The 19,621-nt window shown below is 62.1% G+C and carries 18 protein-coding genes; 12 read left to right on the forward strand and 6 right to left on the reverse strand.

The features are described from left to right. The first annotated feature begins 324 nt into the window (after positions 1-324). Entirely contained in the window at positions 325-1,368 is a 1,044-nt protein-coding gene (locus AB4N64_RS28505) for a DUF6515 family protein (protein ID WP_460120610.1), read from the forward strand. 48 nt (positions 1,369-1,416) lie between these two features. On the opposite strand, the gene AB4N64_RS28510 is transcribed toward AB4N64_RS28505, so the two are convergent. Both AB4N64_RS28510 and AB4N64_RS28515 read right to left on the reverse strand, forming a co-directional pair. Then, the gene (locus AB4N64_RS28510) at positions 1,417-2,310 is read right to left on the reverse strand and encodes a cation diffusion facilitator family transporter (RefSeq protein WP_460120612.1); all 894 of its coding nucleotides are present in this window, start codon (positions 2,308-2,310) and stop codon (positions 1,417-1,419) included. A gap of 28 nt (positions 2,311-2,338) precedes the next feature. Further along, entirely contained in the window at positions 2,339-2,758 is a 420-nt protein-coding gene (locus tag AB4N64_RS28515) for a polyribonucleotide nucleotidyltransferase (protein ID WP_460120614.1), read from the reverse strand. A gap of 107 nt (positions 2,759-2,865) precedes the next feature. Between AB4N64_RS28515 and hrpB the strand changes: the two genes are divergently transcribed. Continuing rightward, positions 2,866-5,382, forward strand: coding sequence for an ATP-dependent helicase HrpB (gene hrpB, locus AB4N64_RS28520; protein ID WP_460120616.1), 2,517 nt, complete (start codon positions 2,866-2,868; stop codon positions 5,380-5,382). Positions 5,383-5,524: 142 nt separating this feature from the next. On the opposite strand, the gene AB4N64_RS28525 is transcribed toward hrpB, so the two are convergent. Then, positions 5,525-6,439 carry a LysR substrate-binding domain-containing protein gene (locus AB4N64_RS28525; protein ID WP_460120618.1) on the reverse strand — a complete coding sequence of 305 codons (915 nt, stop codon included), beginning with the start codon at positions 6,437-6,439 and terminating at the stop codon, positions 5,525-5,527. Positions 6,440-6,664: 225 nt separating this feature from the next. On the opposite strand from AB4N64_RS28525, the gene AB4N64_RS28530 reads away from it, so the two are divergent. The 5 genes from AB4N64_RS28530 to AB4N64_RS28550 all read left to right on the forward strand — a co-directional run bounded on the left by AB4N64_RS28530 (position 6,665) and on the right by AB4N64_RS28550 (position 12,529). Further along, positions 6,665-8,155, forward strand: a complete 1,491-nt coding sequence (locus tag AB4N64_RS28530; RefSeq protein WP_460120620.1) for an aldehyde dehydrogenase — start codon at positions 6,665-6,667, stop codon at positions 8,153-8,155. Positions 8,156-8,174: 19 nt separating this feature from the next. Beyond that, positions 8,175-9,545, forward strand: coding sequence for an aspartate aminotransferase family protein (locus AB4N64_RS28535; RefSeq protein ID WP_460120622.1), 1,371 nt, complete (start codon positions 8,175-8,177; stop codon positions 9,543-9,545). 360 nt (positions 9,546-9,905) lie between these two features. Further along, a complete protein-coding gene (locus tag AB4N64_RS28540) occupies positions 9,906-10,892 on the forward strand; it encodes an ABC transporter substrate-binding protein (RefSeq protein ID WP_460120624.1) in 987 nt (328 codons plus the stop codon). A 9-nt stretch (positions 10,893-10,901) separates the two neighbouring features. Further along, the gene (locus tag AB4N64_RS28545; protein ID WP_460120626.1) at positions 10,902-11,705 is read left to right on the forward strand and encodes an ABC transporter permease; all 804 of its coding nucleotides are present in this window, start codon (positions 10,902-10,904) and stop codon (positions 11,703-11,705) included. Further along, the gene (locus tag AB4N64_RS28550; protein WP_460120628.1) at positions 11,693-12,529 is read left to right on the forward strand and encodes an ABC transporter ATP-binding protein; all 837 of its coding nucleotides are present in this window, start codon (positions 11,693-11,695) and stop codon (positions 12,527-12,529) included. The genes AB4N64_RS28545 and AB4N64_RS28550 overlap by 13 nt, the downstream gene beginning before the upstream one ends. Before the next feature lie 132 nt (positions 12,530-12,661). Here the strand turns inward: AB4N64_RS28550 and AB4N64_RS28555 are convergent, their stop codons facing one another. Then, on the reverse strand, positions 12,662-13,741 hold the full coding sequence (locus AB4N64_RS28555; protein ID WP_460120630.1) for an endonuclease/exonuclease/phosphatase family protein: 1,080 nt from the start codon (positions 13,739-13,741) through the stop codon (positions 12,662-12,664). A gap of 73 nt (positions 13,742-13,814) precedes the next feature. Further along, on the reverse strand, positions 13,815-14,489 hold the full coding sequence (locus AB4N64_RS28560; RefSeq protein ID WP_460120632.1) for a YciC family protein: 675 nt from the start codon (positions 14,487-14,489) through the stop codon (positions 13,815-13,817). 179 nt (positions 14,490-14,668) lie between these two features. Between AB4N64_RS28560 and AB4N64_RS28565 the strand changes: the two genes are divergently transcribed. The 3 genes from AB4N64_RS28565 (at position 14,669) to AB4N64_RS28575 (ending at position 16,630) form a co-directional block, all read left to right on the forward strand. Beyond that, entirely contained in the window at positions 14,669-15,397 is a 729-nt protein-coding gene (locus AB4N64_RS28565; RefSeq protein ID WP_460120634.1) for a DUF2076 domain-containing protein, read from the forward strand. 120 nt (positions 15,398-15,517) lie between these two features. Then, positions 15,518-15,997, forward strand: coding sequence for a LabA-like NYN domain-containing protein (locus AB4N64_RS28570; protein ID WP_460120636.1), 480 nt, complete (start codon positions 15,518-15,520; stop codon positions 15,995-15,997). Positions 15,998-16,018: 21 nt separating this feature from the next. Next, the gene (locus AB4N64_RS28575) at positions 16,019-16,630 is read left to right on the forward strand and encodes a 3'-5' exonuclease (RefSeq protein WP_460120637.1); all 612 of its coding nucleotides are present in this window, start codon (positions 16,019-16,021) and stop codon (positions 16,628-16,630) included. 33 nt (positions 16,631-16,663) lie between these two features. Here AB4N64_RS28575 and AB4N64_RS28580 read toward each other — a convergent pair whose 3' ends face one another. Further along, positions 16,664-17,119 carry an Lrp/AsnC family transcriptional regulator gene (locus AB4N64_RS28580; RefSeq protein WP_460120639.1) on the reverse strand — a complete coding sequence of 152 codons (456 nt, stop codon included), beginning with the start codon at positions 17,117-17,119 and terminating at the stop codon, positions 16,664-16,666. Positions 17,120-17,282: 163 nt separating this feature from the next. On the opposite strand from AB4N64_RS28580, the gene yedA reads away from it, so the two are divergent. Continuing rightward, complete coding sequence (gene yedA / locus AB4N64_RS28585) at positions 17,283-18,209, forward strand: drug/metabolite exporter YedA (RefSeq protein ID WP_460120641.1); 927 nt, start codon at positions 17,283-17,285, stop codon at positions 18,207-18,209. Between the two features lie 54 nt (positions 18,210-18,263). Beyond that, complete coding sequence (locus AB4N64_RS28590; RefSeq protein ID WP_460120642.1) at positions 18,264-19,601, forward strand: DEAD/DEAH box helicase; 1,338 nt, start codon at positions 18,264-18,266, stop codon at positions 19,599-19,601. Positions 19,602-19,621: the final 20 nt, after the last annotated feature.

Below are 19,621 nucleotides of genomic sequence, written 5' to 3' on the forward strand. Positions count from 1 at the left end.
TATCCTTATCACCAGAATCACTGCTCGGACACACAGTCCACGGCGACTCGCCCAATCAGGCCAGTCGCGGCCGCCACCCCCACCGGGGATGTGCCGGCCCCCGAGCTGCACACTGTCCAGAAGACGGCGTGAGGTGAGCCGGCGTCAAAAGCGTCGAGCACGGACGAAGTTCTCAAAGGGAGGCCGACGGGTCTCCCTTTTCTTTTGCCCGCGATTTATTGGCGGAGCGCTCAATAAATATGTTTCACGACTGATAACCTGTTGCAGAACCGGCCTGTGCTTTCCCAGTCTTACGTACAAGCCCTAACCGCAGTGAGGATAAGCATGAAGTCGCGCATCTGGCGTATGGCCGGTGTTGGTGTGTTGTGTATCAGTGTCACTGCGCAATCGCTGGCCGATGAGCCGCAGAACCGTGGCCCGGATAATGGGCAGCGCGGCGAGGGGCATCAGGGCAACAATCAGGGCAATGGCGGCAACAATCAACCGCGCCCGCAGAATAACCCGCAGCACAACCCACCGCGGCCGCAGAACAACGAGATCATTCGAGGCGACAATAGTCGTCAGTTCGAGAACAACGGCCAGCCGCACAACGGTGGTCAGTGGCAAAACAATCCGCCGCGCGATTACAACAACCCGGTTCGGCCGCCACCGCCGCCACCCCAGTTACCGGCCAATGATCTGCCGATCCAGGGCCGGCCCGACAGCGTGCGCCAGACCCAGCCGCCACAACGCGGCTACTACCAGGACGTGCCTCGGCGCAACGATTACAACCAGCACTGGCAGAACAACGGCCCCCGCCCCGATGATCATTCCTGGGCCGGTCGCCCGAGTGGTCACGGCAATGGTTGGGGGCCTGGCCCGCAGTACCGTCCCGGACACGTGATCGACCGGTTCCCGGACCGCGACTACCGGGTGCCGTATCGTGGTCAGGATTACTTCTTCTCGAACGGTTACTGGTATCGCCCGCTGGGGCCGCGTTATGTGGTGGTGCAGCCGCCTCGCGGGATCCGTATCAGCTACCTGCCCGATTACGCCCGTGAAGTGTGGGTCGGCGGTGCGTTGCTGTTCCTCGCGGCCGGTTCGTATTACGCCTATCAGGAAAACACCCAGGACTACGTAGTGGTCGAGCCCCCCGTGCAACCGCAGCCACAACCGGCCGGCAACGGTTATGACGTCGTGGCCTATCCGGCTAGCGGCCAGTCGCCGGAGCAGGTCAACCGGGACGGATACGAGTGCTACCAGTACGCGGTGCAGCAGAGCGGGTTCGACCCGCGCACCGCCACCTACCAGCCGGCCCCTTCAGTGGTGCAAACCTACCGTCAGGCCCAGGGCGACTGTTTGAGCAGTCGCGGTTATCGGGTCGAGTAGCTGAAAGCTACAAGCGTAAGCCGCAAGCAATCTGCGCACGCTTGTCGCTTAGCGCCTGGAGCTGGTAACGACTTCTGTCGGGTCGGCGTGCACCAGCACTTCAGCCCGTGGATAGGCGGCGTGGATTGCGGCGGCGGCCTGGTCGCTGATGCCGTGGGCGACTGACAGAGTCAGCTCCCCCGGCAACTCCAGGTGCAATTGCACAAACCACTGGTTGCCGGAGATTCGCGTGCGCAGGTCATGCGCGCCCAACACACCCGGCACGCTGCATGCCAGCTCAAGCATGTGCTGGCTGACGTCCGGCGGCAGCTCCTGATCCATCAGCACGGTGAAGCTTTCGCGGGCGATCTGGATTGCGCTCCACAGAATGTACGCGGCGATCCCCAGACCGAACCAGGCGTCCACCTGATGCCAGCCAAAGCCGGCCAGCACCAATGCGACCAGGATGCTGCCATTGAGCAGCATGTCTGAACGGTAATGCAGGGAGTCGGCGCGCACCGCGTTGGAGCCGGTGGCTTTGACCACCCGGTGTTGCAACACCAGCAGCGCCAGCGTAAGGACCAGTGAAAGCACGATGACGCCGATGCTGAGCCATGGCGCGCCCACTGGTTCTGGATGCTTGATCCGCTCGAACGCCTGCAACGCAATCAGCACCGCACTGCCCCCAATGAACAGGGCCTGCGCCATGCCCGCCAGCGACTCAGCCTTGCCATGCCCGTAGCGGTGATCGTCGTCAGCGGGGCGCAACGCATAATGCACGGCAAGAAGATTGAGTAGCGACGTGACGCCGTCGAGGGCCGAGTCGGTCAGTCCGGCGAGCATGCTCACCGAACCGCTCAACCACCACGCGATGGCTTTGGTCACGACCAGGGTGCACGCCACTGCCACCGAGGCGCGAGTGGCGAGCCGCAGCAGGCGGGCGTGTTCGGAACTGGAAACCATAAGAGTGGCTTGTCCTTTCAGGGGAGTATCACGCGGCAGGTTGCAGGCCCAGCGTGGCCAGTTGCTGAGTGCTGCCCTTGTGCTGGATCAGGCGTGGATCGTCCAACGGGAAGCTGCGGCCCAATTCGGTTTCCAGAATGGTCTGCAACTTATGGGTGTCGACCTTGCCGTCGGCGCCGATGGCTTCCTGGAGCTTTTGCGGAGCCACGTGCGCGGTTTCGCCTGGCGCGTAATAGATCGCGCCGGTGGCGAAGTCCACGGCAAACGCGATGAGCCCGGGAATAATATAGAACAGCAGCCCCACGGCATCGAGCGCGGCAATCGCCGGGTCGATCTTGCCGTCGATCTGGCCACGGCGGTCGGGGTAGAAAATCGAACCGCAGGCCGTCACCTGGGTCAGCAGGGTGGCCACCAGTACACCGCCAATCAGGCGAAAAGGAATACGCATGGGAAAACTCCTGTCATAGGTAAACAAAGCGTCGTCGGTATGAGTTAGGACCGTGATAAACGCCGAGCAGTTCGCCGTTATACTCGGCCCTCTGTTTGGGAGCCAGCATGATTTCTTTGCCGATTGATGAAGTTTTACCCGCCCTGCGTGAAGCGTTGGCGACACGCCACGAAGCTGTGCTCGAAGCGCCGCCCGGTGCGGGCAAGACCACTCGGGTTCCGCTGGCCTTGCTCGATGAGGCGTGGCTGGCGGGGCAGACCATCCTGATGCTCGAGCCAAGACGCTTGGCCGCGCGGGCTGCGGCGGAGAGACTGGCCAGCGAGCTGGGTGAAAAAGTCGGTGAAACGGTGGGCTATCGGATCCGGCTCGACAGCAAGGTCGGCCCCCGCACGCGCATCGAAGTGGTCACCGAAGGCATCCTGACCCGGCGCTTGCAGGATGACCCCGCACTGGATGGCGTGGGCCTGCTGATCTTCGATGAATTCCATGAACGCAGCCTCGATGCCGATCTGGCGCTGGCCTTGAGCCTCAATGGTCGCGCGCTGTTTCGGGACGACCAGCCGCTGAAAATCCTGCTGATGTCTGCCACCCTCGAGGGCGAGCGACTGGCAGGGTTGCTCGACGACGCACCGATCCTGCGCAGCCAAGGGCGCATGTACCCGGTGGCGATGCGCTGGGGGCGGCCGTTCCAGCCAGGGGAGTTCATCGAGCCGCGTGTGGTGCAGACCGTTCTCGAAGCGCTCAATGATGAAACCGGCAGTCTGCTGGTGTTCTTGCCCGGGCAGGCGGAGATCCGTCGTGTGCATCAACAATTGGCCGACGCATTGGGCACGGACTCCAAGGTGCTGCTCTGCCCGTTACACGGCGAACTGGACCTGGCCGCGCAACGTACTGCGATCGACCCGGCCCCGGCCGGCAAGCGCAAAGTGGTGCTGGCCACCAACATTGCCGAAACCAGCTTGACCATCGACGGTGTGCGTGTGGTGATCGACGCCGGGCTGGCGCGGGTACCGCGTTTCGATCCGGGCAGCGGCATGACGCGCCTGGACACCCAGCGCATCTCCCGCGCCAGTGCCACGCAGCGTGCCGGCCGAGCCGGGCGTCTGGAGCCCGGCGTGTGTTATCGCCTATGGTCGCAAGATCAACATGAGCAACTGGCCGCCTATGCCAGTGCTGAAATCGTTTCGGCGGACCTGGCCGGTCTCGCGCTGCAACTGGGGCGCTGGGGGGTGACCCCGGAACAGTTGGTGTGGCTCGACGTACCGCCCGCGGCGGCTTATGCACAGGCGCAGGACTTGCTCGAACGCCTTGGCGCACTGGATGGTGAAGCTCTGAGTCGCCACGGCCAGGCCATGGCCGAACTGCCGGCACATCCGCGTATCGCCCATTTGCTGTTGCGTGGCCAGGCGTTGGGCCTGGCCGAGATGGCCTGTGACGTCGCAGCATTGCTGGGTGAACGGGACATTCTGCGCGGCGCCGGTGCCGATCTGCACAGTCGGCTGACGCTATTGTCCGGCGAAGAGCGGGCGGCCCGTGGCGCCCAAGGCGGGGTGCAGCGCGCCCGACAACTGGCTCGGCAGTATCGCGGTTACCTGCGCGGCAAGGCGTGCGACCCGGTGAGCGATCCAGACCATCCGCGCTGGTTGGGCGCCTTGCTGGCGCTGGCCTACCCCGACCGCGTGGCTCAGCAACGGCGGGCGGGGGGCGCGGAGTATCGGCTCGCCAACGGCCGCGCCGCGCTGTTCGCCGAAGCGGACAGCCTGATGAAGCAGGCGTGGCTGGTGATCGCCGATCTCGGCAGTCGCCAGGGCCAGCGTGAAGAGCGCATCTATCTGGCGGCGGATTTTGATCCGGCGCTGTTCGAATCGGTTCTCGCCGAACAGGTGCGGGTGGTCGATCAACTTGACTGGGATGAGCGCGAAGGCGCGTTGCGCGCCGAGCGTCAGCGCAAGGTTGGCGAGCTGGTGCTCAGCCGTGAACCCTTGACCGGGCTGGACGAGGCTGCGCGCAGCCAGGCGCTGGTCAACCTGGTGCGGCGCAAGGGGCTTGAGTTGCTGCCGTGGTCGCCGGAGCTGCGTCAGTGGCAGGCGCGTGTCGCGTTGCTGCGTCAGTTGGACCTCGACGCCAAGGACGAAACCGAGTGGCCGGATGTCAGCGACCCAGCGTTACTCAAAGGCCTGGAACATTGGTTGCTGCCGTACCTGGGCAAAGTGTCGCGGCTCAGTCATTTCGCCAAGCTCGACCTGTCCAGCATCGTTCGCAACCTGTTGCCGTGGCCACTGCCGCAACGCCTGGACGAGTTGGCGCCGCATCATTTGAGCGTGCCCTCGGGCTCGTCGATCCGCCTGGACTACAGCGAGCAACCGCCGATTCTGGCGGTGCGCCTGCAGGAACTGTTCGGCCTCGCCGACACCCCGCGCATTGCCGGCGGACGCCAAGTGGTGAAGTTGCACCTGCTGTCCCCGGCGCGCCGACCGGTGCAGGTGACCCAGGACCTGGCGAACTTCTGGCGCAGCACTTATGCCGAAGTGAAGAAGGATTTGAAGGGACGCTACCCGGGTCACTACTGGCCGGATGATCCGCTGGTGGCGGAGGCGACGGCGCGGGCCAAGCCGCGTAAGTAACCTCCTCGCCGGACTTTCCCCTGTAGGAGCGAGCATGTCGAGGCGTCGAACCGTCGCGATGGTCGTCAACGATAACGCTGGGCATCAGATAGCCAGCGTCGCTTGAGCTTCCATCGCGAGCATGCTCGCTCCTACAGAGAACTCAACGCACGATTTTTGCCGTCAACTGCTCCCGGCAGTAATCGGCGAACAGCTGCGCCGGCTTGGTCAGTTGCCCGCGCTTGAGCCACGCCGCCACCAGTCCGGAGCCGGTGACGTCTTCGATGATGTCCACGCACACCACTTTCTTGCCGTCATAGGTGCACTCTGAATGTGGGCGGGTGACCAGGATCGAGAAACCGAACCCTTGCCCCACCATGCCCCGCACCATTTCGATCGACGGTGAGCTGAAGGCGATCTGCGGTTGCAGGCCCAGCTCTTCGAACAGGCTGACAAAGTAGGTGCGGCTCGGTTGCACGTCCAGCAGGATCATCGGCTCCAGGCACAGGTCGCGCAGTGAAACCTGCTTGAGCTGGGCAAAGCGGTGATCGGCCGGCAGCAGCGCGTAAGGGCGCTGCGCCGGCATCAGCGGCTCGGTTTCGATGGTGGCGTCGAGGTCGTGTTCATACAGAATCGCCAAGTCGAAGCTGCCCGAGGTCAGGCCCTGCACCAGCTCCTGTTGTTCACCGTCGCGGATGCGGATTTTCACGCCGGGGTACAGCGCCGAGAAACCGGCAATCAACTGCGGCAGGTACAAGGGCGCAACGGTTTCGAAGCAGCCGATATCGATCTGACCGGCCACCACGTCGTTGTCGGCCAGTGCGTTCTGTTCGAACTCCTTGGCCATGCGCAGCAGTTCCTGGGCCTTGCGATAGAAGCGCGCGCCGCTGGGGGTGAGGGATACGCCCTGGGCATGATGACGGATCAGCAGTTGCACGCCGAAGCTGTCTTCCAGGCCCTTGATCGCCGTGGATATCGCCGGCTGGGCGATGTACAGCTTGCGCGAGGCCTCGGCAACGCTGCCGCATTCGACGGTGGTGATGAAGTACTTCAGTTGACGCAGGTTGTAGGCAGCCACGGCAAACCTCTGGGTGGATGGACACAACATCCAGGCAATTTTTGCGCCGACTGAATCCGTTTTGACGACGGTATTTGTTGTGCCTGAACAATAACCACATCGTGCACGTGGGTGGAGATGACCTGCCCAGTATTTTCATGGTCTGGGAAGACATTTTTACTATTTTTGCTTGACTCGGGCCTGAGCGACTATCGATGCACATCAAAGCCCATGGAGCATTTGAACGTGTTCGAGCTTGCATATTGGCAAAAGAAAGCCGCGACACTGGCGTTTCCCGACCAGGCCCTGATCGACGGCAAACTGCGTGCGGCGCAGTCCGGCCAGACTTTCGCGGCGATCAATCCCGCCACGGGGCAACGCTTGGCCGATGTGGCGGCGTGCGGGTTTGAGGACGCAGACATTGCAGTGAGCAACGCGCGGCAGGCGTTCGAGGCGGGCACCTGGGCGGCGTGCTCGCCGGCTGAACGCAAGCAAGTGCTGCTGCGCTTGGCCGAGCTTATCCTGGAACATCGCGAAGAGCTGGCACTGCTGGACTCGCTGAGCATGGGCAAGCCGGTGATGGACGCCTACAACATCGACGTGCCGGGCGCCGCCGGTGTATTTCGCTGGTATGCCGAAAGCCTCGACAAACTCTACGACCAGGTCGCGCCGAGTGCGCAGAACGTATTGGCCACCATCACCCGCGAAGCGCTGGGTGTGGTCGCCGCCGTGGTGCCGTGGAATTTTCCGCTGGACATGGCTGCGTGGAAACTCGCCCCGGCCTTGGCTGCTGGAAACTCCGTAATCCTCAAGCCCGCCGAGCAATCACCGTTCTCCGCCCTGCGCCTGGGCGAACTGGCGCTGGAAGCCGGGTTGCCCCCTGGGGTATTGAACGTTCTACCGGGCCTGGGCGAGCAGGCGGGCAAAGCCCTGGGTCTGCACCCTGACGTCGACTGCCTGGTGTTCACCGGCTCCACCGAGGTCGGCAAGTATTTCATGCAGTATTCCGCGCAGTCGAACCTCAAGCAGGTGTGGCTCGAATGCGGCGGCAAGAGCGCCAACCTGGTGTTCGCCGATTGCCAGGACCTGGACCTTGCGGCAGAGAAAGCTGCGTTTGGCATCTTCTTCAATCAGGGCGAAGTCTGCTCGGCCAACTCGCGCTTGCTGGTAGAGCGCTCGATCCACGACGCGTTCGTGGAACGCCTCAAGGCCAAGGCCGAGAGCTGGTTACCGGGCGATCCGCTGGATCCGTCGAGTCGCGCTGGCGCCATCGTCGACAGCCGCCAGACTGCACGCATCATGCAGTTCATCGAACAGGCCGAACGCCAGGGCGCCACCCGGGTGTGCGGCGGTCGACAGGCGATGTTCAACGGCTGCGACAACTTCATCCAGCCGACCATCTTTACCCACGTCAGCCCGGACATGGCGCTGTTTCGAGAGGAGGTGTTCGGCCCAGTGCTGGCCATTACGCCGTTCGATGACGAGGCACACGCCTTGCAATTGGCCAACGACAGCGTTTATGGCCTTGCCGCCTCGTTGTGGACCGACAACCTCAATCGCGCACACCGTGTGGCCCGGCAATTGCGCGCAGGTACGGTGTCGGTGAACTGCGTCGATGCCCTGGACGTGACCGTGCCTTTCGGTGGCGGCAAACAGTCCGGGTTCGGCCGTGACCTGTCGTTGCACTCATTCGATAAATACACCCAGTTGAAGACCACCTGGTTTCAACTTCGCTGACAAGAACGGAGAACTGGCGATGACCACCCCACGTGAAACCCGCGATTACCAGGCTGCCGATGCCGCGCATCACATCCACGCCTTCGTCGACCAGAAGGCCCTCAACGACGAGGGACCCCGCGTAATGGTCCGAGGCGAACGCCTGCACCTGTGGGACAACGATGGTCGACGTTACCTCGATGGCATGTCCGGGCTGTGGTGCACCAACCTTGGCTACGGTCGCCAGGACTTGGCGGCAGCGGCCGCCCGGCAGCTTGAGCAGTTGCCGTACTACAACATGTTTTTCCACACCACCCACCCGCAGGTGATCGAGCTCTCCGAGCTTTTGTTCAGCCTGCTGCCGGGGCACTACAGCCACGCGATCTACACCAACTCCGGCTCCGAGGCCAACGAGGTGCTGATCCGCACCGTGCGCCGCTACTGGACAATCCTCGGCAAGCCCGAGAAGAAAATCATGATCGGGCGCTGGAACGGTTACCACGGCTCCACCCTGGCCGCGACGGCGCTTGGTGGCATGAAGTTCATGCACGAAATGGGTGGCATGTTGCCGGACATCGATCACATCGATGAACCTTACTTCTTCGCTCACGAAGGCAACCTCACGCCCGCCGAGTTCGGTCTGCGGGCGGCGCAGCAACTGGAAGCGAAGATCCTGGAACTGGGCGCGGACAAGGTGGCCGGCTTCATCGCCGAACCGTTCCAGGGTGCGGGCGGGATGATCTTCCCGCCAGAAAGCTACTGGCCGGAAATCCAGCGGATCTGCCGCAAGTACGACGTGCTGCTCTGTGCCGATGAAGTGATCGGTGGTTTTGGTCGTACCGGCGAATGGTTCGCCCACGAATACTTCGGGTTCGAGCCGGACACCCTGTCGATCGCCAAGGGCCTGACCTCCGGCTACATCCCCATGGGCGGCCTGATCCTGTCGAAGAAAATGGCCGAGGTACTGGTGGAGCGGGGCGGCGTATTCGCTCACGGCTTGACCTATTCCGGGCACCCGGTTGCGGCGGCGGTGGCCATTGCCAATCTCAAGGCATTGCGCGACGAAGGCGTGGTGACGCGGGTCAAGGACGACATCGGCCCCTACCTGCAACAGTGCCTGCGCGAGGTGTTCGGCAACCACCCGCTGGTGGGCGATATCCAGGGCACGGGCCTGGTTGCAGCGTTGCAACTGGCCGAAGACAAAGCCAGCCGCAAGCGCTTCGCCAACGAGAATGACATTGCCTGGCGCTGCCGCACCATCGGGTTCGAGGAGGGGGTGATCATTCGCTCGACACTGGGACGGATGATCATGGCGCCGGCCCTGATCGCCAGCCGCGAGGAGATCGACGAGCTGGTCGGCAAGACGCTTAAGGCGGTGGATCGCACCGCGCAGGAGTATGGTCGGCTCTGAGATAGCAGGAAGGTCCTGCGGACCTTATCGCGAGCAAGCCCGCTCCCACAGTTCCAATGTGGGAGCGGGCTTGCTCGCGATAAGGTAGTCGATTCAGCACATTTTCAGCTTTTTGCCCCCACCCTGTGCATCCCCAATCACCCCGCCCCATTCCCGCGCACACTACCCAGTTTTTTCATCACTCCCACCGACATATTTCCTAATTTTCCTGCGCCCGCCCTTGGTCCAACATCGATCTCGCCAGTCAGCCGAATGCTGTACGCCCTCAAGTCCAGCAGAGACCCCAGGCGACAGCGCAACCCGACGCTGCTGGTCGTACTGCCCATGACAAAACTAAATCAACAGCTTTGGGAGTGCTCCATGATCAAGTCCTTGCTTACCGGCGTTGCCCGTCCACTGGCGGTCACCGCCCTTGCTGCCACGGTCGCGAGCGGCGCCCAGGCCGGCACCCTGTCCATCGGTCATACCACTTGGGTTGGCTACGGCACGCTCTACCTGGCCCGGGATCTGGGCTATTTCAAGGAAGCCGGCCTGACCGTCGAATTGCCTGTGGTGGAAGAGGCGTCGATGTACATGGCCGCGCAAGCGTCCGGTGAATTGTCCGGCTCGGCGTCGACCATCGATGAAGTGCTCAAGTACCGTCCGCAGTTCTGCTTCAAGGCCGTGGCCGCACTGGACGACAGCCATGGCGGCGACGGCGTGCTCGTAGGCAAGGACGTCAAGAGCCTGCAAGAGCTCAAGGGCAAGTCCGTGGCGGTGAACGAGGGATCGACATCGCAGTTCTGGCTGTCGTACCTGCTGAAGAAACAGGGCATGAGCATGAGTGACATCACCGTGCAGAACATGACCGCTGACGACGCCGCCACCGCGTTCATCGCCGGTCGCGTGCCGGCCGCCGTGACCTGGGAGCCGCACCTGTCGATGGTGCGTGACAAGCAGCAGGGCAAGGTGCTGATCGACAGCAGCAGTACGCCGGGGGTGATCGTTGACGTCGTTGCGCTCAACTGCACAGTGATCGAGAAGCAGCCCGAAGACGTCAAGGCGCTGGTGGCTGGGCTTTACAAGGCGGTGCAATACACCAAGGACCATCCGCAGGAAGCCTACAAAATCATGGCCAAGGGTGTCGGTGGTTACCTCGCCGATCCGAAGGAGCTGGAAGCCGCCGCCCAGGGCGTGCGTTTCTACGATCAAGCCATGAGTGAAAAACTCCTCGGCTCACCGGGTAAACCGGGCGACAGCGCACCCCTGATCAAACTGGCCAATGAGACCGCGAGTGAGTTGCAGGGCAAACCCTACAACGTCAGCAATGACGATCTGGTCGACAACCGCTTCGTCAGTCCGCTGTAGGAGGTTCCCATGTTCAAGCGCAAATCGTGGTTGAGCCGCTGTATTACGCCCAAGACCGGTCTGCCGGTGTCGGTGGTCTGGAGCGCGAGCGGGTTGGCCTGGGTGCTGTTGGTGGGGCTGTGGGCCGGCTTGTCGTATGGTGGCGTGGTGCCCGGCATGTTCCTGCCGACCCCCGGCGCGGTGGTCGAGGCCGCCTTCCGCCTGGGCCGCGATGGCACGCTCGGCCAGCATGTATGGGCGAGCGTCGAAGTGGTCATGGTCGGTTTCATCATCTCGTCGCTGGTGGCGGTGCCGGTGGGCTTGCTGATGGGCAGTTTCCGCATCGTCCAGGCGTTCCTCGAGCCGCTGGTGAATTTCATCCGCTACCTGCCAGTCACCTCGTTCGTGCCGCTCTTCATTCTGTGGATCGGCATCGGCCTGGAACAGCGGGCGTCGGTGATCATCTTCGGGGTGTTCTTCCAGCAACTGGTGATGATTGCGGACGTGTCGAAGGGCATCTCCAAAGACCTGATCAACGCTTCTTACACCCTGGGCTCCAACCGTCGTGATGCGGTGTTGCACGTGATCGCCCCTGCGTCGTTGCCGGGCGTGCTCGATACCCTGCGCGTGACCATGGGCTGGGCCTGGACCTACCTGGTGGTCGCCGAGCTGGTGGCGGCTTCCAGTGGCCTGGGTTACCTGAGCCTCAAAGCCATGCGCGGTTTCCAGGTGGACGTGATTTTCCTCGCCATCGCGATCATCGGCCTGTTGGGCCTGGTCACCGATCAACTGTTCCGCTTCCTTCGCCTGAGGATTACCGCATGGGCTCAGTAACCGCCGTCAACCCACGACTCGTCACGCCGATGGCGACGCCCTCGCACGGCGCGCCGCGCTTGCAGGTGGACAAGGTCAGCCTGCGATACCAGAAACCCGGCGGTGGCGTGTTCACCGCGTTGGATCAAGTGTCGTTCGAGGTCCCGGACCAGCAGTTCGCCGTGCTGGTGGGACCTTCGGGGTGTGGGAAATCGAGTCTGCTGTATCTCACCGCCGGCCTGAACGAGCCTACCGAAGGCGAGATCTACGTCGGTGGCCAGCAAGTGCACGGCCCCGGTGCGGACCGTGGCATGGTGTTCCAGAGCTACACGCTGTTCCCGTGGCTGACTGTGCGTCAGAACGTCGAGTTTGGCCTCAAGCGGCGGGGCATGCCGGCGGCCCGGCGCAAGGAAATCGTCGATTACTACGTCAATGAAGTTGGCCTCACCGGCTTCGCCGACAACTATGCCAAGCAACTTTCCGGCGGAATGATGCAACGGGTGGCGATTGCCCGGGCGTTGGCCAACGACCCGCAGATTCTGCTGATGGACGAGCCCTTCGGCGCTCTCGACAGCCAGACACGCCTGCAAATGCAGCAGCTGTTGTTGCGGGTCTGGGGCAACAGCAAAAAGACCGTGCTGTTTGTCACCCATGACATCGACGAGGCCATTTTGCTGGGTGACCGCGTCTATGTGATGGGCGCGCGCCCGGGGCGGATCAAGCAGATCCTCGACGTGCCGATCGAGCGTCCGCGAACCCTGGACATGGTCATGGAGCGCTCATTCATCGAGATGAAACGCAACATTTTCGGCCTGCTGCATGATGACCTGGAGGAGGTGCATTGATTTCCAGATCCACAGGCCTTCCCTTGTGGGAGCGGGCTTGCCCGCGATAGCGGTGGTTCAGTCACATCAATGTTGAAACTACTGCCGCCATCGCGGGCAAGCCCGCTCCCACAGGGCCTTTGTGGAGTTCCACTACGGTGCCGCTGGCAACAGAAACCGCCCGATCACCGGTAGGTGATCGGATATGCGCAGGGTATCGTCCTGCCGCACCGTCGCCGCGACTCGTTTGATCCGCGGGCTGTAGAACAGGTAGTCAACGGTGCGGTCCGGGCCGCTCAACCCCGGGTCATTGGGGTAATGCGTCAGCCATCGCGCCCGGTCGATCCCGCCGGCTTCGTTGTTGGTCGGGATCATCGGGTACTTGTCCCACAGCAAGTGCAAGGCGCTGTCGGCGGAGTAGGGCGTGCGTTGTTCGCTGGGCAGGCGTCGATACTGCCCCAGCGGCAGCAGGTTGAAGTCGCCGCCAATCAACCACGGTGTGCCACGGCTTTCGAGCTTGTCGAGGACCTTGGCCACTGAAGCCACCTGTTTTTGCAGCGTGTCGTCAGGCTGCCGGGTGCGATCCAGATGAGTGTTGAGTACCGCCAGTTGGCTGCCGTCGCTCTGCGGCAGGTAATTCACTTGAAGGGCATTCCTCGGATTGAACTGGCGGCTGATGAAATTGGCGGGAGCTACCGGCAATTGCAGGCGTTCGGCATGCTCGATCTGGTAGCGGCTGAGTGTGGCCAGTTGCCGGCCGACACTGCCGAAGATGGGTGGCAACGGCACGAAATCAGCTTTCCAATCGAAGGCATGGGTGCTGCATGGGTACAGGTCGGCGACCCGCTCCTGGAGCAGTTTGAGCTGGTTCTGGTAATCGCTGGCCTTGGCGCCATCGTCGAGTTCCTGCAACAGCACGATGTCGGGCTGCTCGTCACGCACCACACGTGCCACCTCATCGAGGCTGAAGGCCATGTCGGCGTCCGTCGGGCGTTCGTCGGGGCCGGCCGCCAGGTCATTCCAGAAGACATAGCGCTTGCCAGCCAGGTACTGGACGTTCCAGGTCATGACTTTCAACGCTTGGCCGGGCACCAGTGTCGGCGCCTTGGCGTTGCAACTGACCGGCAGTATTTCCCTGGCCTCGGGGCGCCAGGTCAGGCTGTAGATCAGCAGGGCGATCAGGCCGCTGGCAATCAGCAGGACCAGCAGGGTGTAGCGCAGTAGACGGGTCATGGCTCGCTTATAGCGTTACAAAAGAAGGCCCGAGCATAACCGAGGGAAAACGGCCTGCCCATCCGTCGAGTGCTTACAGCGGACGGTCGACTTTCTCGGGAACATCGCTGATCAACATGAACAGGCGAAACAGCACCACACTGGTAAATAACTGCAAAAAGCTGTGAGCGCTGTCGATCAGCAGTGAAATCACCGGGTTTTGCGGCTCCGGATACACCTGCAGGGTCACGCCCTTGAGTACCCACAACGGCCCCATCACACACAGAATGCACACCAGGATGCGCAGGAAATGGCCGCGCGTCAGCCGCAGGCTGGCTTTCATCGCCGCCAGAGGCGCCATGCCACGCAGGACCAGCAAATACTCGCCAAAGGCGAGTGCCACCATCAGCCAGATACCCGGCAGGAAATACAGGGACAAGCCGAGCAGAATCAGCAGGGTATTGAGCGCCGTCAGCAGGGCAAAGCGCGGCCACAGGCTCGCCGACATCGCCAGCAAATCGCGGTTGCGCGGTGATTCACCACGGCTGCGAGCATCGAGAAACAGGATCAGTGCGGCGGTGTACAGCGGATACACCAGCAAGCCGACGATCACGCTGATGCCCGGGAAGCTGTCTGGCTCGGTGGAGCGATCAACCACCTGTTGCAGCAGTGCCTCGAAAATCACCAGTGGCAGGCACAGCTGCACGATCTGTTTCAGATTGCGTTTGAAGAAATACAAAGAGTCGCGCAGTACGTCGAACGGATTCATCAGTCGGTATCGCAGGTGGGAAGCAGTGGCCCACTTTAACCGATGCGAGCGCTTGGGGGCGCATACGTAAACGTTCGGTAAAGGATATTGAATCAAGTTGTTTCAGCCTCCATTAAGGTCAGGCACCGTATCCTCTCAGGAGAAGGGCACTGATTTCCCAGGCAATCTAAGAGGTCGCCATGAACAGCGAAGAACAAACCCTGATCGATGGACTGTTTTCCCGGCTGCAACAAGCCGAAGCGGACGCAGCCCCGCGCGATGCTCAGGCCGAGGCGCGGATCAAGGAGCACCTGACTCGCCAACCCACGGCGGGTTATTTCATGACCCAGGCGATCCTGGTGCAGGAAGCGGCGATCAAAAGCCTCGACGGGCAGAACAAGCAACTCGAGGAACAAGTCCGGCAATTGCAAGCTGAGCTGCAATCGGCCAAGGCGCAGGCACCTGCTACGCCGTCGAGTGGGGGAGGCTTCCTGTCGAGTATCTTTGGGGGCAGCTCCCGGGAAGCACCGGCACCCAGTGCTCCGCCCTCCAGCGGCGGCTGGCGTGAGCCAGGGCGTTCGCCGTTCAACCCGCCACCGCCTCAACAGACCTACGCAGCTCCGCCCTCCAACTACGCGCCGCAAGCGCCCGCGGGCAGTGGTTTTCTCGGTGGCGCGCTTAAAACGGCCGCCGGTGTCGCGGGTGGTGTAATGCTGGCGCAGGGCATCAGCAGCCTTTTCCACCACAACCAGCAGCCGGACGTGGTCGAAGTGATCCGCGAGGAGCCCGCTCAGGTCAACGACCAGCGCGACAGCGGGGGTTGGGGCGATGATCAGCGTGTGGCTGACAATGCCTACGATCAGGGTGGTTATTCCGACGCTGATTACAGCGGTGACGATTCTTTTGGCGACGACGATTCCTACGTCTGACACGCCATTCGTCTGGAGCGCTGCGGCGCTCCAGGCTGATTATTCGCGGAACATTCCTTCAGGCTGGCATACTGGGCAACTTTTAGTGCCAGGTGGCTGATTCAGCCTTGAGGACAACCGGTGAAAAAAATTGCGGTGTTCGCCGACGTTCAAAACCTCTATTACACCGTGCGTCAGGCCTATGGTTGCCACTTCAACTACGCCGCGCTGTGGGCTGATGTCAGCAAACAGGGTGAGATCGTCGAGGCCTATGCCTATGCGATCGACCGGGGCGACAGCAAGCAGCAGCAATTCCAGCAGATCCTGCGCAATCTCGGTTTCACCGTGAAGCTCAAACCCTACATCCAGCGCAGCGACGGCTCGGCCAAGGGCGACTGGGACGTGGGCATCACGCTGGACATCATGGACGCGGCCGATCACGTTGACGAAGTGGTGCTGGCTTCCGGTGACGGTGATTTCGACATGCTGCTCGAGCGCATCATCAGCAAGCACGGGGTGCAAGCGGTGGCTTATGGCGTACCGGGCCTGACGGCCAACTCGCTGATTCGCGCCGCCACCCGCTACGTGCCCATCGAAGGCGCCTTGCTGCTCAAGAATTGATCAATACGGAGCTGAAACAGGTTGGAACGCATCGCAGTCATCGACTTTGAAACCACGGGTATCTCCCCGAGCAGCAGTTGCCGGGCCACGGAAATTGCCGTGGTTATCCTTGAACGGGGGCGTATCGTCGAGCGTTACCAAAGCCTGATGAATGCCGGCGTGCGCGTCCCGGCCTTCATCGAACAACTCACCGGAATCAGCAATGCCATGCTGCGCAGCGCACCGTCGGCGGAACAGGTGATGAACGAGGTCAACGAGTTTGTTGGCATCACACCGCTGCTGGCGCACAACGCCGCGTTCGACCAGAAGTTCTGGGACTTTGAACTGGGGCGGATCAAACGCACCCGGTTGCAGAACTTTGCCTGCTCGCTGCTGCTGGCCCGCCGCCTGATGCCCGCGGCGCCCAACCACAAGCTCGGGACCCTCAACGCCTACGCCAACCTGCCCCACACCGGCAAGGCCCACCGGGCGATGGCCGACGCCGAGATGGCGGCGAACCTCACTGCGCACCTGGCGGATGAGTTGCGGGGCAAGCATGGGCTGCGCGAACTGTCCCACGATTTGCTGTGCAAATTGCAGAAAGTGCCGGCGGCGAAGATCAATGAGCATCTGAAGCGGCACCGGGGTTTCTGACCGCAACACGGCTCCCACCGTTACTGTGTCGCTTCAGGCTTTGCCGTTGCCTTCGATATGCCCCAACGGCACACGCTTCTCGATGGCGCTGGACAGCACGATTGACGTCTTGCTGAACCCGAACTTGGCGATCCTGTTGATCAACTCCTCCAGTTCCGGCATCGAACCCACCGCTGCCTGCATGATCACGCACGGATCGCCGGTGACCCGGTGGCATTCGGTCAGTTGTGGGATTTTGATCAGGTCGTCGTAGGCTTTTTGATTGCCGTGCTGGTTCAGGCGCAGTTCGATGACGCACTGGATCGGCAGCCCGAGCTTGGCCATGTCGACTTTCGCCTGATAGCCGGTGATGACCCCGCAGGCCTCGAGTTTGGCCACACGCTCGGCGACGGCGGGGGCGGACAGGTTCACCTTGCGCGCGAGGTCGGCGTAGGACGCACGACCGTTTTCCAGCAGGGCGCCGAGCAGCATGCGGTCGTATTTGTCCATGGTGGAACTCCAGAAAGTGACTGACTTTCGAAAGCACGGTTTATAGCGTTGATCTCCGTGATTTGAAAAGTGTACCGGCGCTATAAACAGGTTTTGTAACTTATTTTTACTCGTTGGCCTTTCTAGAATAGCCATTCACCTGTCTTGCCTGCGAGCTACTCCCATGTCTGCCCCGCGTCGCTTCCCCCTACCATTGATCGCCGCCTTTTTCGCGCTGTACGTGATTTGGGGCTCGACTTACCTGGTGATCCGCATCGGTATTGAATATTGGCCACCGCTGCTGCTTGCCGGGATTCGTTTCGTGATTGCCGGGACTTTGATGTATGGCTACTTGCGCTGGCGCGGGGTGCCGGCGCCCACCTGGGCGCAGTGGAAAGCGGCAGGGATCATCGGGGTGTTGCTGCTCAGTTGCGGTAACGGCGCGGTGAGCGTGGCCGAGCATACCGGCGTCGCGTCAGGCGTTGCCGCATTGGCGGTGGCCACGGTGCCGCTGTTCACTTTGCTGTGCGGATATTTCTGGGGCGCCCGTAACACTCGTCTGGAATGGGCCGGAATTGTGCTTGGCCTGATCGGCATCGCGATGTTGAACCTGGGTTCCAACCTGCAATCGAGCCCGCTGGGCGCGATGTTGCTGATCTTTGCGGCGGCCACCTGGGCCTTCGGTTCGGTCTGGAGCAAGCACCTGCCGCTGCCTCAAGGGGCGATGGCCAGTGCCGTGGAAATGCTGGTGGGCGGCCTGGTACTGCTGATCGGCAGCGCTGTGAGCGGTGAGCACCTGCCTGCCATGCCGCCGATCGAAGGGTGGGCGGCACTGGCCTACCTCACCGTCTTCGGCTCGATCATCGCCTTCAACGCCTACATGTACCTGCTGAAAAATGTGCGTCCGGCAGCGGCCACCAGTTATGCCTACGTCAACCCGGCGGTGGCGGTGTTGCTGGGGATCGTATTCGCCGGCGAAAGCATCGGCATCGAGGAGGCGTTGGCCATGCTGGTGATCATCAGCGCCGTGGTATTGATCGGTTTGCCGCAGTGGCGCCGGGCTCCGCAGCGACCGGCTGCGGTGGCGCAGACAGAATCGAGTGTGAATTAGGGTAAACTGCGCGGCATTGCACACTCGCGCGCTGAATTTTCCTACGGTAATCCCATGACTTTCGCCAACCTTGGCCTGATCGAACCCTTGTTGCGCTCTCTCGAGACGCTTGGCTACCAGACTCCGACGCCGGTCCAGGCGCAAGCCATTCCGGCGGTGCTGGCCGGTCGTGACCTGATGGCCGCGGCCCAGACCGGCACCGGCAAGACCGCCGGTTTCGCCTTGCCGCTCCTGCAATTGCTGGCCATGGAAGGTCCGAAAGTCACCGCGAACTCGGTCCGTGCGCTGATCCTGGTGCCGACCCGTGAACTGGCAGAACAGGTTCACGAAGCCGTGCGCCAGTACGCCGAGAACCTGCCGTTGCGCACCTATGCGGTGTACGGCGGTGTCAGCATCAACCCGCAAATGATGAAACTGCGCGGCGGCGTCGACCTCCTGGTCGCGACCCCGGGCCGTTTGCTCGATCTGTTCCGCCAGAACGCGCTGAAATTCAACCAGCTGCAAACCCTGGTCCTGGACGAAGCCGACCGCATGCTCGACCTGGGCTTTTCCGAGGAACTGGCGAACATTTACAGGGCGCTGCCGAAAAAACGTCAGACCCTGCTGTTCTCCGCGACCTTCTCCGATGCCATTCGCCTGCTCGCCGGGCAAATGCTCAATGACCCGCTGAGCATTGAAGTGAGCCCGCGCAACGTCGCGGCCAACACCGTCAAGCAGTGGGTGGTGACGGTAGACAAAAAGCGCAAGCCGGAGCTGTTTGTGCATTTGATGCGCAAGGGCAAATGGAAGCAGGTGCTGGTGTTTGCCAAGACTCGCAATGGTGTGGACGCATTGGTGGAAAAACTCCAGGGCCTTGGCGTTAACGCCGACGGCATCCATGGCGACAAGCCGCAGGCGACCCGCCAGCGCGCACTGGACCGGTTCAAGGCCAGCGAAGTGCAGATCCTGGTGGCCACTGACGTCGCCGCCCGGGGGCTGGATATCGAAGACCTGCCGTTGGTGGTCAATTTTGACCTGCCGATCGTGGCCGAGGATTACATCCATCGAATTGGCCGCACCGGCCGTGCGGGCTCGACCGGCGAGGCGATTTCGCTGGTGTGCGCCGATGAAGTGAATCTGCTGTCGGCTATCGAGATGTTGACCCGTCAGACCTTGAAGCGTCAGAACGAACCGGAGTTCGAACCAGAGCATCGGGTGCCGGACACCGATGCGAGCGGCCAGGTGATCAAAAAGCCGAAAAAACCGAAGAAGCCGAAGGTTTCCGGTGGTGGCGGCAAGCGCAATCTGGGTAAGTGGGTGGACAGCGGAGACGCCGCACCGGTGGAACCTTCGATCAAGCCTGTGCGCAAAGTGCCGGTGTTCAATACGGGGCCGCGTAAGAGGAAGCCTTGACGGCAGCTACAAGCTGCAAG

It is taken from the genome of Pseudomonas sp. S2_C03 (assembly GCF_054668405.1).

Coding starts and splice junctions, on each gene's coding strand:
- AB4N64_RS28565 (WP_460120634.1), top strand. CDS start 14,669: ATGAACAGCGAAGAACAAACCCTGATCGATGGACTGTTTTCCCGGCTG.
- AB4N64_RS28555 (WP_460120630.1), bottom strand. CDS start 13,741: ATGACCCGTCTACTGCGCTACACCCTGCTGGTCCTGCTGATTGCCAGC.
- AB4N64_RS28580 (WP_460120639.1), bottom strand. CDS start 17,119: ATGGACAAATACGACCGCATGCTGCTCGGCGCCCTGCTGGAAAACGGT.
- AB4N64_RS28590 (WP_460120642.1), top strand. CDS start 18,264: ATGACTTTCGCCAACCTTGGCCTGATCGAACCCTTGTTGCGCTCTCTC.
- AB4N64_RS28505 (WP_460120610.1), top strand. CDS start 325: ATGAAGTCGCGCATCTGGCGTATGGCCGGTGTTGGTGTGTTGTGTATC.
- AB4N64_RS28515 (WP_460120614.1), bottom strand. CDS start 2,758: ATGCGTATTCCTTTTCGCCTGATTGGCGGTGTACTGGTGGCCACCCTG.
- yedA (WP_460120641.1), top strand. CDS start 17,283: ATGTCTGCCCCGCGTCGCTTCCCCCTACCATTGATCGCCGCCTTTTTC.
- AB4N64_RS28510 (WP_460120612.1), bottom strand. CDS start 2,310: ATGGTTTCCAGTTCCGAACACGCCCGCCTGCTGCGGCTCGCCACTCGC.
- AB4N64_RS28535 (WP_460120622.1), top strand. CDS start 8,175: ATGACCACCCCACGTGAAACCCGCGATTACCAGGCTGCCGATGCCGCG.
- AB4N64_RS28550 (WP_460120628.1), top strand. CDS start 11,693: ATGGGCTCAGTAACCGCCGTCAACCCACGACTCGTCACGCCGATGGCG.
- AB4N64_RS28545 (WP_460120626.1), top strand. CDS start 10,902: ATGTTCAAGCGCAAATCGTGGTTGAGCCGCTGTATTACGCCCAAGACC.
- AB4N64_RS28560 (WP_460120632.1), bottom strand. CDS start 14,489: ATGAATCCGTTCGACGTACTGCGCGACTCTTTGTATTTCTTCAAACGC.
- hrpB (WP_460120616.1), top strand. CDS start 2,866: ATGATTTCTTTGCCGATTGATGAAGTTTTACCCGCCCTGCGTGAAGCG.
- AB4N64_RS28540 (WP_460120624.1), top strand. CDS start 9,906: ATGATCAAGTCCTTGCTTACCGGCGTTGCCCGTCCACTGGCGGTCACC.